At 72.4% G+C, this 12,406-nt stretch carries 14 protein-coding genes; 5 read left to right on the top strand and 9 right to left on the bottom strand.

The window, feature by feature from the left end:
* Positions 1-57: 57 nt before the first annotated feature.
* On the bottom strand, positions 58-1,056 hold the full coding sequence (locus tag ACZ6TB_RS12955; protein ID WP_465553791.1) for a magnesium transporter CorA family protein: 999 nt from the start codon (positions 1,054-1,056) through the stop codon (positions 58-60).
* Positions 1,057-1,099: 43 nt separating this feature from the next.
* On the opposite strand from ACZ6TB_RS12955, the gene ACZ6TB_RS12950 reads away from it, so the two are divergent.
* Positions 1,100-1,813 (top strand): nicotinamide mononucleotide transporter family protein, encoded by a 714-nt coding sequence (locus ACZ6TB_RS12950; protein ID WP_465553789.1) that lies wholly within the window; start codon positions 1,100-1,102, stop codon positions 1,811-1,813.
* Between the two features lie 2 nt (positions 1,814-1,815).
* The gene (locus ACZ6TB_RS12945; protein WP_465553787.1) at positions 1,816-2,703 is read left to right on the top strand and encodes a phosphotransferase family protein; all 888 of its coding nucleotides are present in this window, start codon (positions 1,816-1,818) and stop codon (positions 2,701-2,703) included.
* On the opposite strand, the gene ACZ6TB_RS12940 is transcribed toward ACZ6TB_RS12945, so the two are convergent.
* Positions 2,667-3,044, bottom strand: coding sequence for a MerR family transcriptional regulator (locus ACZ6TB_RS12940; protein WP_465553785.1), 378 nt, complete (start codon positions 3,042-3,044; stop codon positions 2,667-2,669). The two genes, ACZ6TB_RS12945 and ACZ6TB_RS12940, sit on opposite strands and share 37 nt — an antisense overlap.
* A gap of 72 nt (positions 3,045-3,116) precedes the next feature.
* Here ACZ6TB_RS12940 and ACZ6TB_RS12935 point away from each other — a divergent pair, with 72 nt between their 5' ends.
* On the top strand, positions 3,117-4,109 hold the full coding sequence (locus ACZ6TB_RS12935; RefSeq protein WP_465553783.1) for an aldo/keto reductase: 993 nt from the start codon (positions 3,117-3,119) through the stop codon (positions 4,107-4,109).
* Here ACZ6TB_RS12935 and thrS read toward each other — a convergent pair.
* The 4 genes from thrS to ACZ6TB_RS12915 all read right to left on the bottom strand — a co-directional run bounded on the left by thrS (position 4,084) and on the right by ACZ6TB_RS12915 (position 8,319).
* Positions 4,084-6,060 carry a threonine--tRNA ligase gene (gene thrS / locus ACZ6TB_RS12930; RefSeq protein ID WP_465553781.1) on the bottom strand — a complete coding sequence of 659 codons (1,977 nt, stop codon included), beginning with the start codon at positions 6,058-6,060 and terminating at the stop codon, positions 4,084-4,086. The two genes, ACZ6TB_RS12935 and thrS, sit on opposite strands and share 26 nt — an antisense overlap.
* Before the next feature lie 62 nt (positions 6,061-6,122).
* On the bottom strand, positions 6,123-7,019 hold the full coding sequence (locus ACZ6TB_RS12925; protein ID WP_465553779.1) for a WXG100 family type VII secretion target: 897 nt from the start codon (positions 7,017-7,019) through the stop codon (positions 6,123-6,125).
* Positions 7,016-7,345 (bottom strand): hypothetical protein, encoded by a 330-nt coding sequence (locus ACZ6TB_RS12920; protein ID WP_465553777.1) that lies wholly within the window; start codon positions 7,343-7,345, stop codon positions 7,016-7,018. Before ACZ6TB_RS12920 ends, ACZ6TB_RS12925 begins: the two co-directional genes overlap by 4 nt.
* Positions 7,346-7,380: 35 nt before the next feature.
* The gene (locus tag ACZ6TB_RS12915; RefSeq protein ID WP_465553775.1) at positions 7,381-8,319 is read right to left on the bottom strand and encodes an RNA polymerase subunit sigma-70; all 939 of its coding nucleotides are present in this window, start codon (positions 8,317-8,319) and stop codon (positions 7,381-7,383) included.
* Between ACZ6TB_RS12915 and ACZ6TB_RS12910 the strand changes: the two genes are divergently transcribed.
* Both ACZ6TB_RS12910 and ACZ6TB_RS12905 read left to right on the top strand, forming a co-directional pair.
* A complete protein-coding gene (locus ACZ6TB_RS12910; protein WP_465553773.1) occupies positions 8,318-8,689 on the top strand; it encodes a nuclear transport factor 2 family protein in 372 nt (123 codons plus the stop codon). The two genes, ACZ6TB_RS12915 and ACZ6TB_RS12910, sit on opposite strands and share 2 nt — an antisense overlap.
* A 28-nt stretch (positions 8,690-8,717) precedes the next feature.
* Complete coding sequence (locus ACZ6TB_RS12905; protein ID WP_465553771.1) at positions 8,718-10,337, top strand: CocE/NonD family hydrolase; 1,620 nt, start codon at positions 8,718-8,720, stop codon at positions 10,335-10,337.
* Here ACZ6TB_RS12905 and ACZ6TB_RS12900 read toward each other — a convergent pair.
* From ACZ6TB_RS12900 to ACZ6TB_RS12890, 3 genes are all read right to left on the bottom strand, one after another.
* Positions 10,334-11,158 carry an oxidoreductase gene (locus ACZ6TB_RS12900; protein ID WP_465553769.1) on the bottom strand — a complete coding sequence of 275 codons (825 nt, stop codon included), beginning with the start codon at positions 11,156-11,158 and terminating at the stop codon, positions 10,334-10,336. The genes ACZ6TB_RS12905 and ACZ6TB_RS12900 overlap by 4 nt on opposite strands.
* Positions 11,159-11,335: 177 nt before the next feature.
* A complete protein-coding gene (locus tag ACZ6TB_RS12895) occupies positions 11,336-11,773 on the bottom strand; it encodes an acyl-CoA thioesterase (RefSeq protein WP_465553767.1) in 438 nt (145 codons plus the stop codon).
* Positions 11,774-12,397: a TetR/AcrR family transcriptional regulator gene (locus ACZ6TB_RS12890; protein ID WP_465553765.1), complete on the bottom strand. Its 624-nt coding sequence runs from the start codon at positions 12,395-12,397 to the stop codon at positions 11,774-11,776. It lies immediately after the preceding gene.
* Between the last annotated feature and the right edge of the window lie 9 nt (positions 12,398-12,406).

The following is a 12,406-nucleotide window of genomic DNA, read 5'->3' as shown; positions in this document are numbered from 1 at the left end:
GGCTAGATCACCCGGGAGGTTACGCCACGTTTTCCGGCGGCGGGCGCCCGTACGCGCTCAGAGCCAGTGCTGCCGGCGCAGGTACACCCAGAGGCCGCCGGCCGAGAAGATGATCAGCACCATGCTCTGCACGTAGCCCCAGTGCTGCGCGAAGCCGGGATAGGGCAAGTTTTGTCCGAAATAGCCGGTCAGCGCCGTCGGCACGGCGATCACGGCGGCCCAGGCGGCGAGCTTGCGGGTGATGTCGTTGAGCACGTTGCCCTGCTCGGCCAGGTCGGCCTGGAGCAGCCCCTCGATCCGCTCCCGCAGGTGCTCGACCTGGTCGAAGGCGTGCCGCGCGTGGTCCTCGACGTCCCGGTAGTAGGGCGCCAGCTGATCGTCGACGAGCCCGAGCTCCTTGCGCATGGCCTGGGCCACCAGCTCGGGCATCGGCGCGACCGCCCGGCGCAGCGCGGCCACCGTCTTGCGCAGGCGCATTCCCTTCATCCGTACGTCGCGGGGCGCCCCGCCCTCCTCGAGCAGCACATCCTCGACGCCGTCCATCGCCACGTCGAGCTGCTCCCCGGCCGCGACCTGCCCGTCGACCACGACGTCGAGCAGCCCGTGCAGCAGGAACGCCACCCGGCCCTGCTCGACCAGCTTCGCGTCCGCGTCCCACCGCTCGATGAACTTGGCCGTGTCGCTGGGCGCCTTGCGCACCGTGATCAGGGCCCGGTCGGTGACGAAGGCGCTGATCTCGGTCTTGCCGAACGGGGGCCGGTCGGAGTCGGTGGACACGTCCACCGCGTACACGTTGAGGAAAAGGTGTTCGGGATAGCGGTCGAGCTTGGGCCGCTCGTGCGGCTGGGTGGCGTCCTCGACGGCCAGCGGGTGCAGGTGGAACTCCTCGGCCACCGCGGCCAGATCGGTGGCGCTCGGACGGTAGAGGTCGAGCCAGAGAACCGCCTCGGGGTGCTGGGCGAGCTTCTCGTGCACCTGCTCGGCCGGGAAGTCCTCGGCGATGACCTGGCCGTGCTCGTAGAGGCGGGTCTCGGCGGGACAGGTGGGGGCGGTCACCGTCACACTATGCCCCACGCTGCGTGCGGTCATACGATGAGCCGTGGCCTGGTTCGATCATCTGCTGACGACGTTCTACACCGCGAAGTGGCAGGTGACCGCCGGCCAGGCGATCTACTACCGGGAGATCGTGGGCAACGCCTTCGGCCTCGGTTCGGCGCTGTTCGGCCTGCGCCGCAACGCGTGGGCGTGGCCGGTCGGCATCGTCGGGAACGTGCTGCTCTTCACGGTCTTCATGGGCCAGGCGGTCGGCAACGACCAGGGCACCCCGCTCTACGGACAGGCCTCGCGCCAGGTGTTCTTCATCATCACCAGCGTGTACGGCTGGTGGCGCTGGCAGCGGAACAAGGCGCGCACCCACGGCCCGGCCGTCGTCCCGCACTGGGCGAGCCACCGCCAGCGTGCGATCTTCCTGCCCGCCGCCCTGGTAGCGGTGGTCCTGTGCTTCTTCGTCTTCCGCGCGATCGGCGCCGGCTTCCCGGTCCCGTGGTGGTACTACCTCGCCGACTCCTGGATCTTCGTGGGTTCGATGCTGGCCACGTACGCGATGGCCCGCGGCTGGGTCGAGTTCTGGCTCTGCTGGATCGCCGTCGACCTGGTCGGCGTCCCCGAGCTGCTGCACTTCGGGTACTACCCGTCGGCGATCCTCTACGCCGTCTACGCCGGCTTCGTGATCTGGGGTTTCGTCGTCTGGCTGCGCATCTCCCGAGTCGAGTCGGTCCCGCGCGTGCCTGCGCCCGCCCCGGCCGCCGCCTGACCGTGCCGTCGTCCTCCCCGGCGCCCGCTTCCCCGGCCGAGCCGCCTACCCCCAGCTCTGCTCACCCATACGCGCCACCCGCCGCGGCCCTGGCCTGGGCGGCCGAGCGGGCCGGCCCGCGCGCCACCGCCCGCGTCGTGCGCCGGCTGGCCGGCGGCACCCACGCCGCCACCCACCTGATCCGCACCTCGAACCCGCCCGGCGAGATGGTGCTCCGCCGCTTCCCACCCGGCGACGACGCCGCCGCCCGGGAAGCCATGGTCCTCACCGCCCTGGACGGCCTGGCCGGCCTCGCCCCCCGCCTGCTCGCCGCCGACCCCGCCGGCGCCCGGTTCGGCGAACCCGCGACCCTGCTCGCCCGCCTTCCCGGCCGCGCCGACATCATCCCGGCCGACCCCGCCGAGGCCGCCCGCCAACTCGGGCGGGTCCTGGCGCGCGTCCACGCCACCCCGCTCGACCGCCTCGACGGCCTCCGCGCGATCGCCACCATCCCCGGCCCGCTCGTGCTGACCCACTACGACTACTGGTCCGGCAACGTGCTGTGGCAGGGCGACCGCCTGACCGGCGTGGTCGACTGGCCCGGCGCCCGGCGGGCCCCGCGCGGCTTCGACGTGAGCTGGTGCCGCCTGGACCTGGTCCTCCTGCACGGCCCGGACGTCGCCGACGTGTTCCTGGCCGCCTACGAGGAGGCCGCCGGCCAGAAAGTTCGCGATATATCGGACTGGGACCGGCACGCCCTCGACAGCTCCCGCGACCGCGTCGAGACATGGGAGCCCAACTACCAGGACCTGGGCCGCCTCGACCTCACCGGCGCCGCCCTACGCGAGCGGCACACCGCGTGGTCGCGGGCAAGTCAGGACGAGGGCGACCAGGCCTCGCCGCCCTCGTAGACCTCGATCTTCGCGCGGATCTGGGCCAGGTGGTCCTGCAGCCGCGCGATCTGGTCCTCGACCCGGCGGTGATGCTCGATCAGCACTTCGGCCCGCTCGCCGGTGGTGCCCGCGCCGCCGTTCATCAGCGTGACGAAGCGCAGCATGTCGGCGATCGGCATGCCGGTGTCGCGCAGGCAGCGCAGCAGGCTCAGCCACTTGAGGTCGATCTCGGTGAACACCCGCCGCCCGCCGGTCGTGCGGTGCACGGGCGGCAGCAGGCCGGCCCGCTCGTAGTAGCGCAGGGTGTCGAGGCTGAATCCGCTGAGCGCGGCCGCCTGCCGCGCGGTGTGAGCCGTCACCCGCCGAGCATGACACCGGCTTGACCGGGAGTGCTTGACCGGGAGTGCACTCCCGGTTGCACGGTGGGGCGCATGACCGACATCGAATACCTCCCGCTCGGCGGGAGCGGGCTGCGCGTCTCGCCGTTCGGGCTGGGCACCATGACCTTCGGCAGCGGCGGCTGGCACGCCGGGCGGGACGAGTCGCGGGCGATCTTCCGGCGCTACCTCGAGCGGGGCGGCAACTTCGTGGACACCGCGGACGTGTACGGCGGCGGCGCGAGCGAGGAGCTGCTGGGCGAGCTGATCCGGGAGTCCGGCGAGCGCGACCGGTTGGTGCTCGCCACCAAGTTCGGCGCCAACGGAGGCAACGGCCGCAAACACATGCTCGCCGCGCTCGACGCGTCGCTGCGCCGGCTCGGCACCGACCACATCGACCTCTACTGGCTGCACCTGTGGGACCGCGTCAGCGACGTGGACGAGGTGCTGGCCACCTTCGACGCGCTGGTGCGGAGCGGGAAGATCCGGGCGGCCGGGCTGAGCAACGTGCCGGCCTGGTGGGCGGCCAAGGCGCAGACCACGGCCCGGTTCCGCGGGTGGGAGCCGATCGCGGCGCTCCAGCTGGAGTACTCGCTGGTGGAACGCAGCGCCGAGTGGGAGCACCTGCCCGCGGCCCGCAACCTGGGCATGGCCGTCGTGCCCTGGTCACCGCTCGCGAACGGCTTCCTGACCGGCAAGGACGTCGGCCGCGAGGGGCGGCTGGCGCCGGGCGCGCGGTGGCCGGTCGAGGTCGCCTTCGCCGAGCGGCACCGGCGGACCCTGGAGGCCGTGCGCGCCGTCGCCGCCGAGCGGGGAGCGACGCCGGCCCAGGTCGCCCTGGCCTGGGTGGCCGGCCGCCCGGGCGTGCTCGGCACCCTGATCGGGGCGACCTCGGTGGCGCAGCTGGACGCCAACCTCGACGCGCTCGACGTCGACCTGACGCGCGAGCAGCGGGACACCCTGAGCACGGCGAGCGAGGCGGCGCCGTCGATGACGCCGCACTCGCTGTATGCCCGTATCCCTAAGCCGCCGACGGCCCGGTGTTGACCCGCGACCGCACGATCTCGACCACGTGGGCGACCGCCTCGTCGAGCGAGACCCCGTTGCGCTGGGAGCCGTCCCGGTAGCGGAAGGAGACCGTGCCCCCGTTGACGTCGTCGTCGCCGGCGATCGCCATGAACGGGATCTTCTGCTGCTGCGCGGTGCGGATCTTCTTCTGCATGCGGTCGTCGCCGTAGTCGACCTCGGCCCGGATGCCCTCGCGGCGCAGGCGGTCGACGAAGGACGACAGGTACTCGGCGTGGTCGTCGCGGATCGGGATGCCGACCACCTGGATCGGGGCCAGCCACGCCGGGAACGCGCCCGCGTAGTGCTCGACCAGCACGCCGAAGAACCGCTCGATCGAGCCGAACTTCGCCGAGTGGATCATCACCGGCTCCTGCCGGGTGCCGTCGGCGGCCTGGTACTCCAGCCCGAAGCGGGCCGGCTGGTTGAAGTCGTACTGGATCGTCGACATCTGCCAGGTGCGGCCGATCGCGTCGCGGGCCTGCACCGAGATCTTCGGGCCGTAGAAGGCCGCGCCGCCCGGGTCGAGCACCAGCTCGAGGCCGGACTCGGTGGCCGCGTCCTCGAGCACCTTGGTGGCGACCGCCCACTGGTCGTCCGTGCCGATGAACTTGTCGCTGCGCGGGTCCCGCGTCGACAACTCCAGGTAGTAGTCGTCCAGGCCGAAGTCGTCGAGCAGGGAGCGGACGAAGTTGAGCAGGTGCTTGATCTCGTCCGGCGCTTGCGAAGCGGTCACGTACGAGTGCGAGTCGTCCTGGGTCAGGCCCCGCACCCGGGTGAGCCCGTGCACCACGCCCGACTTCTCGTAGCGGTAGACGGAGCCGAACTCGAAGAACCGCAGCGGCAGCTCACGATAGGACCGCCCGCGCGCCTTGAAGATCAGGTTGTGCATCGGGCAGTTCATGGCCTTGAGGTAGTAGTTGGCCCCCTCCAGCTCCATCGGGGGGAACATCGTGTCCTTGTAGTACGGCAGGTGCCCGGAGGTGTGGAACAGCCCCTCCTTGGTGATGTGCGGCGAACCGACGTACTGGAAGCCCTCCTCGATGTGGCGGGCCCGGACGTAGTCCTCCATCTCGCGCTTGATCACCCCACCCTTCGGGTGGAACACCACGAGACCCGAGCCGATCTCGTCCGGGAAGGAGAAGAGGTCGAGCTCGGTGCCCAGCTTGCGGTGATCGCGGCGCTCGGCCTCGGCCAGACGATTGAGGTACGCCTTGAGCTCGTCCCGCGACGGCCAGGCGGTGCCATAGATGCGCTGGAGCTGCGGGTTCTTCTCGCTGCCGCGCCAGTAGGCGGCGGCCGACCGCATCAGCTTGAACGCCGGGATGAGCCGGGTGGTCGGCAGGTGCGGGCCGCGGCACAGGTCGCCCCAGACGCGCTTGCCGTCCTTGTCGACGTTGTCGTAGTGGGTCAGCTCGCCGTGGCCGACCTCCATCACCTCGTTGGCGTCGACGTCGCCCTTGAGATCGACCAGCTCCAGCTTGTACGGCTCGCTCGCCAGCTCGAACTTCGCCTCGTCGAGCGACTTGTACTCGCGGCGGCGGAACGTCTGCCCGGCCTTGACGATCTCCTGCATCCGCTTCTCGAGCTTGGACAGATCGTCCGGCTGGAACGGCTTGGGCACGTCGAAGTCGTAGTAGAAGCCGTTCTCGATCGGCGGGCCGATGCCGAGCTTGGCCTCGGGGAAGACGTCCTGTACGGCCTGGGCCAGCACGTGCGCGGTCGAGTGGCGCAGCACGTTGAGGCCGTCCGGCTCGTCGATCGCGACCGCGGTCACGTCGGTGTCGAGCTCGGGCTGCCAGTCGAGGTCGCGCAGGCGGCCGGACGCGTCGCGGACCACCACGACCGCCTTGGGCCCCGAGGTCGGCAGGCCTGCCTTGGCCACCGCGTCGGCGGCCGTTGTCCCAGCCGGGACGACGAGCGGGTCGGACACGGTGATCTCCTTCAAGCGGGTTCGGCGGATTCGGGCCGTTCCCGATGCTATCCGGCCCGAAATCACTTCCTCCGCGCGACCGGCGGGACGTAGTCGTCCCACTTCGGGTCGCCGTCGGCCAGGACCGCGGGCGGGTACGCCAGGAGGCGGCCCGGCTCGCGCTCGACCGCGGCGATCTCGGCCAGTTCCGCGTCGGCGTTCATCGTCGCCCGGCTGCCGGCGCCGTCCTGCACGGCGTCGAGCCGGTCGCGGCGGGCCAGCAGGGCGGCCTTGGCCCGCGCGAGCAGCAGCCGGTTCGCCCGGTCGCGGGCGTCGCTGGGCAGCCCCACGGCCGGGCCGACCAGCTCGGGGTGCTCCTCGATCAGCTTCTCGCGGTTGAGCGGATGCATGTCGTGCCAGGTGGCGGCGCGGAACGAGGGCGCGGTTTCGAGCACGAGGAAGGCGGTGGAGATCTCGGGCAGGTCGCCCTCGGGACGGTCCTCCTCCCGGAGCATGTTCCGCTCGAGGACCCGGCGGGCCCGGAGGTCGGCGTCGTTGGCGCGGGCGAGGATCTGGTCGATCTGCGAGACGTACGCCTCGACGTCGCCCCCGCTCGCCAAGCCGGCCGTGATCAGGCCGCCGGCGAGGTCCACCCGCAGGCCGTCCCCCTCGGCCGCGGCCACCACCCCGCGCAGCATCCGCTGGTGCTGGTCGAGGTCCTCGGCGAAGCGCCGCAGCGTGGCCGCGATCGTCCCGCAGGAGAGGTGCGCGTTGCCGATCTCCAGCTGGAGCTCGCGATTGCGGTCCTGCGCGGCCTGGCTGCCGTCGCCGAGCCAGTGATGCGGCAGGTCACGCGTTCCGCGTACGAGATCCTCGACCGTGTCGTCGATCTGTTCGACCAGCCGGTCCCAGCTCGCCGCCACCGCCCGCAGCGCCGCCGTGTCGGCGTGCATCAGCCCGTCCAGCGTGATGCCGCTCATCGGAAGGCCCGGAACGCCGGGTGGCCCGAGGCCCGCACGCGCTCGCCGGCCTCGGCGTCGGCCTCGTGGTAGTCGGCCGCGGCCCGGCCCAGGCCGTCCCCGAACGCGGTCAGGTCGCCGGCCAGCCGCCCGAGCGTGCCCCGCCAGTTGTAGGCCACCGCGGGCACACCGTCGGCGCACGTCATCGAGCCGTCGACGGCCGGCGACGCCGGGGCGGAGAAGGGCTCGACCGTCGCCGCGAGCCGCTCGAGCCGCCCGGCGACCTCCCGCACGGCAGCGGCCATCGCGGTCACCGCGGGAACGTCAATGCTGGTGATCTCCCCCATCGCCCCTCCCATCGACACTCATCGTGACGGTACCGCTACGGAACAAGCATCGGCAGGAAGCGGGTGAGGGCGCCGAGACGGTCCCCGGTCACGGTCAGCACCATCAGGCCGGCGGGGGCGTCGCCGAGGAAGCAGGCGTACGCGGGCTGGGTGTTCACGCTCGTGGGGGACAGCCGCAGCGCGAGGTCGCCGCGCCAGGTCTCGCTCGCGGTCAGGAAGGCGCCGATCGCCGCCCGGCCCTGGTACTCGTGCGGCGCGGGCGGCATCGAGAGCCAGGCGTCGTCGGTCAGCAGCGACAGCAGCGCGTCGAGGTCGCGGGCGGCGAAGGCGGCGGCGAAGCGCGCGGGCAGCCCGGGGTCGGCGCGGCGCGAGGGCGGGGTGGCGAGGGCGGCCCGGGCGCGCTGGAGCAGGCCCTTCACGACAGTGGGGGTCAGGTCGAGCAGCGTGGCCGTCTCGTCGGTGGGGTAGCCGAGCACGTCGCGCAGGATCAGCGTGGCGGCCTGGCGCGGGGGCATGCGCTGGAGGCCGGTCACGAAGGCGAGTTCGACCGCCTCGCGCATCTGGTAGCGGGCCTCGGGGCCGGGCGCGTCGTCGGGCACGCCGGCCAGCAGCTCGTCGGGGAACGGCTGAAGCCAGGTCACCTCGCCCATCCGGGTCGGCGCCGGCGGCGTGAACGGCGCGACGGGCGCGGGCGGCACCCGGCGGCGGGCGTTCAGGCAGCGGTTGGTGGCGATCCGGTAGAGCCAGGTGCGCAGCGACGAGCGGCCCTCGAAGCCGCCGATCCCGCGCCAGGCCGCCAGCAGCGTCTCCTGCAGGGCGTCCTCGGCGTCGGCGCGCGAGCCCAGCATCCGGTAGCAGTGCAGCAGCAGCTCGGCCCGGTGCGGCCCGACCAGCTCCGCGAACGCCTCATCGTCCACGCCGCGATCCTGACACGACCGTTCCGTTCGCGGGCCGGGCGGTGTCAGTACCGGCATGGACGCATTGCGCATCGCACGGGACTACTACCAAGCGTGGACCAGCAAGGACCTGGACCGCGCCATGACCTACATCGCCGACGACATCGTCTGTGACGCCCCGGCCGGCCGGATCGAGGGCGCCGCCGCCTATCGGGACTTCCTCGAACCGTTCGCCCGGTCGCTCACCGGCTCCGGTCTGATCGCCGCCTACGGGGACGAGAAACAGGCACTGATCATGTACGACACCGCGTCGCCCCTGGTGGCGAGCGCGCCCGGCGCCGAGTGCGTGACGGTCGTGGACGGCCGGATCACGCACAGCCGGTTCCTGTTCGACCGGCTGCCGTTCGAACAGGCGAGACGCGCGGCGGCGGAGCGTGGCAAAGTGTGATCACCACGAACCCGCCCGGAGGCCGCCGATGGCACTGCTGGACAGCATCGTCACCCGGGCGCTCAAGCTGCCCGGCCCGGCCGGCGCCTTCCGGATCGAGCGCGGCCTGCGCATCCCGATGCGCGACGGCGTGACGCTGGCGGCCGATCACTACGTCCCGGCCGGCGAGCCGGTGGGGACCCTGCTGGTGCGGGGCCCCTACGGCCGCCGGTTTCCCTTCAACCAGCTGTACGCGCGGCCGTACGCGGCCCGCGGTTTCCAGGTGCTCTTCGTCTCGTGCCGCGGCACCGCGGCCTCGGGCGGGGACTTCGACCCGATGCGGAACGAGCGGGACGACGGCCGGGACGTGGTGGCGTGGCTGATCGCCCAGCCGTGGTTCACCGGCACGTTCGCCACGATCGGGCCGTCGTACCTCGGGTACACGCAGTGGACGCTGCTCGAGGACCCGCCGCCGGAGATGGCCGCGGCCGTGATCACGGTCGGCCCGCACGACTTCGCCCGGCACTCGTGGGGCACCGGCGCGATGAACCTCGACCTGGTCGGCTGGAGCGACATGGTGTCCCGGCTGCCGCGGTCGGACAAGCCATCGCTGACCGCGGCCGTCCGGCAGGTGATGACCGGGCCGGCCCAGAAGCGGGCGCTGCAACCGGTCTTCACCGACCTGCCGCTGGCCGACGCCGGCGAGCGGCACTACGCGGGCCGGGCGCTCTGGTTCCGCGACCGGGTCACCCGGCCCGACATCGACAACGACCCGTACTGGGCGCCGATGCGGCACCCGGCGGCGCTCGAGCGGGCCGGCATCCCGATCCTGCTGCACTCGGGCTGGCAGGACCTCTTCCTCGGGCAGACCTTCGAGCAGTACGAGCGGCTGCGCGACCGCGGCGTCGACGTGGCGCTCACCATCGGGCCGTGGACGCACACCGAGGTGATCGGGGCGGGCGCGCCCATCCTGATCCCGGAGGCGCTCGACTGGCTCGGCGCGAAGCTTGGTCATGCACCACTTCGGCGGGCTTCACGCGTACGGCTGCTGGAAACCGGAACCGGCGCCTGGCGGGAGACGGACGCCTGGCCGCCACCCACCGCCGACCTCACCCTGCATTTGCGGCCCGGCGGTGGCCTCGGGGAGACGCCGTCCGGCGGGGAGGCGGTGTTCGGTTTCGATCCGGCGAACCCGACGCCGGCGATGGGTGGCCCGCTGCTCGACGGCGGCGGGTACGTCGACGACACCGCGCTGTCCGCCCGACCGGACGTCCTGGCCTTCACCGGCGAGGCGCTGGCCGCCGACACCACCGTCGAGGGCGTGCCGATGATCGAGCTCGCGCACCGCACCGACAACCCGCACGCCGACCTGTTCGTGCGGGTCAGCGAGGTGGACGCGCGCGGCCGCTCGCGCAACGTGACCGAGGGCTACCGGCGGCTGGCGCCCGGCCGCGACCCGCACGCCCCGGTGCGGCTCGCGCTGCTGCCGATCGCGCACCGGTTCACGGCCGGCAACCGCGTCCGGGTGCTCATCGCGGGCGGCTGCTATCCGCAGTTCTCCCGCAACCTGGGCACCGGCGAGAACCCCGGCACGGGCACGAGACTCCAGCCCAGCCGGCACACCATCGCGCTGGGCCCGTCCCGCCTGGTGCTGCCCGTCTCGACCTAGAGATCGGTCCCCGCGCTCAGCTCCCGCCACCGGTCCATCTCGGCGCGCTGGGCGTCGAGCACCGACGCGTACGCCTGGAGCGCGTCGTTCCCGAGCAGCAGCAGGGCGGGCGGCTCGGGCGACTCCACCGCCTCGATGATCGCCCGCGCGGCCTTGGCCGGGTCGCCGGGCTGGTTCCCGTGCGCCCGGTCGTTCTCCTTGCGGCGCTTGCCGGCGGTCTCGGCGTAGTCCTCGATCGCGAACGCCGACTGCGCCAGCGAGCGCCCCGCGAAGTCGGTGCGGAAGCCGCCCGGCTCGACCGCCATCGCGGTGATCCCGAGCGGGCCGACCTCCTGGCGCAGCGAGCCGGTCATGCCCTCGAGCGCCGACTTCACCGCCGCGTAGTAGCCGGAGCCCGGCGGACAGATCCGGGCGCCGATCGAGGAGACGTTGACGATCGCGCCGGCCCGCCGGGCCCGCATCTCCGGCAGCACCGCCTTGATCAGCGCGACGGCCCCGAAGAAGTTGGTGTCGAACAGCCGCCGCACATCCTCCGGGTCACCTTCCTCGACGGCCGCGCGATACCCGTACCCGGCGTTGTTGACCAGCACATCGATCCCGCCGAAGCGCCCCCGAGCCTCCCGGACGGCGGCGGCGATCCGCGCCTCGTCGGTGACATCAAGAGACAGGGCAAGAGCGGTTTCCGGGTACGCCTTCGCGACGTCCGCGATCGAGGCGGCATCCCGCGCGGTGACGACCGCGTTGTGCCCCCGAGCGAGAACGGCCTCGGCGAGGGCCCGGCCCAGCCCCGTCGAACATCCGGTGATCAGCCACGTTGTCATGCCGTCCATTCTTCCGCCGGCGAGGCTCAAGGCCAGGCCGGTCGGGGATTCCTGCTCCGGCTCGCCCCGCACCGCGACCGCGACCGATCGACAATGCGGCCCAGGATGCCGATGAACCCCGGGGCACGCACCCTACGGCCCGCCCACCCGGGCACACCGGGTGGGCGCGGCCCGGGGTCAGCGGCGCAACAGCTGCGAACCCAGCTCCCGGCCCTCGGCGGTCCACGGGGTGGGGCGCATCGTGGCCTGGTCCAGGTGGATGTTCACGCGGCGGCCCTCGGCGTACACGGTCCGGCCGTCCAGCGAGGTGAAGCGGAAGCGGTAGTCGGCGCTGGTGGTGCCGAGGGTTTCGAGCCAGAAATGCACGGCTATCTCGCCGGTGCCGCGCACGGGGACGTGGAAGGTGATCGCGTACTCGCGCACGACGTTGAACGCGTCGGGCGTGGTGGGCTTGCCGCCGGCGAAGGAGACGCCGCGCTCGGCCCACCAATTGATCATTGCTCGCTCGATCAGGACGGCGTAGCGGGCGTTGTGCAGCACGCCGAGCGCGTCGAGGTCGTCGAAGTGGACCGGGATGTGCGTGATGTGCCCGTACTCGACGGTGGTGGCAGTCATCTAGTGCTCCAGACGATCCGGGTTGACGGAGAGCGCCAGCAGGTGGGCTCTCAGGGCGTGGCGGGCGTGGACGAAGGTCGGCGCGCCGAGCGTGGACTGCATGACGGCGCAGACGCCCAGGGACTCGACCAGGTAGGCGAGCGGCTCGGGTGCGGTGTGCGGGTGCAGGTCACCGATCTCGACGGCATCGGCGGCCAGGCCGGTCAGGAACGTCATCCAGTCGCCGAGCTCCTTGGCCAGACGGTCGCGGATCGGCCCGGGCCGGGCGTTGAACTCGAAGTGGGCGTTGGCGAAGAAGCAACGGCCGGGCAGCGCGCCCGACTCGTAGAAGGCGAGCCGCCGGTCGTGCACCCGCCACAGCCGGTTCACGCCGCGCGGCGCCGCCATCGCCGGGTCGATGACCTCGGCCGTCCACTGGCGGCGGGCGTGGCCGATGACGGCGATCTGCAGCTCCTCCTTGGATCGCCAGTGCGCGAAGAGGCCGGACTTGCTCATGCCCAGGGTCTCGGCGAGCCGCCCGAGCGAGAGCCCGTCGAGCCCTTCCGAGGTGGCGAGAAGCAGCGCGCGATCGAGCACCGCGACGCGCGTGCGCTCGCCGCGAGCGAGCCGGCCGTCGATGGTCATACCGGTGAC

Source organism: Actinoplanes sp. NPDC051537, from assembly GCF_055586105.1.
Note: the sequence above shows the minus strand (reverse complement) of the source record. Positions and strands in the feature narration are given on the sequence as shown.

Bases quoted from the DNA above. Each gene is read 5' to 3' on its own strand.
- ACZ6TB_RS12935 (WP_465553783.1), top strand. From the start codon at position 3,117: ATGACCGACATCGAATACCTCCCGCTCGGCGGGAGCGGGCTGCGCGTC.
- ACZ6TB_RS12925 (WP_465553779.1), bottom strand. From the start codon at position 7,019: ATGAGCGGCATCACGCTGGACGGGCTGATGCACGCCGACACGGCGGCG.
- ACZ6TB_RS12920 (WP_465553777.1), bottom strand. From the start codon at position 7,345: ATGGGGGAGATCACCAGCATTGACGTTCCCGCGGTGACCGCGATGGCC.
- ACZ6TB_RS12910 (WP_465553773.1), top strand. From the start codon at position 8,318: ATGGACGCATTGCGCATCGCACGGGACTACTACCAAGCGTGGACCAGC.
- ACZ6TB_RS12915 (WP_465553775.1), bottom strand. From the start codon at position 8,319: ATGCCGGTACTGACACCGCCCGGCCCGCGAACGGAACGGTCGTGTCAG.
- ACZ6TB_RS12905 (WP_465553771.1), top strand. From the start codon at position 8,718: ATGGCACTGCTGGACAGCATCGTCACCCGGGCGCTCAAGCTGCCCGGC.
- ACZ6TB_RS12900 (WP_465553769.1), bottom strand. From the start codon at position 11,158: ATGACAACGTGGCTGATCACCGGATGTTCGACGGGGCTGGGCCGGGCC.
- ACZ6TB_RS12895 (WP_465553767.1), bottom strand. From the start codon at position 11,773: ATGACTGCCACCACCGTCGAGTACGGGCACATCACGCACATCCCGGTC.
- ACZ6TB_RS12890 (WP_465553765.1), bottom strand. From the start codon at position 12,397: ATGACCATCGACGGCCGGCTCGCTCGCGGCGAGCGCACGCGCGTCGCG.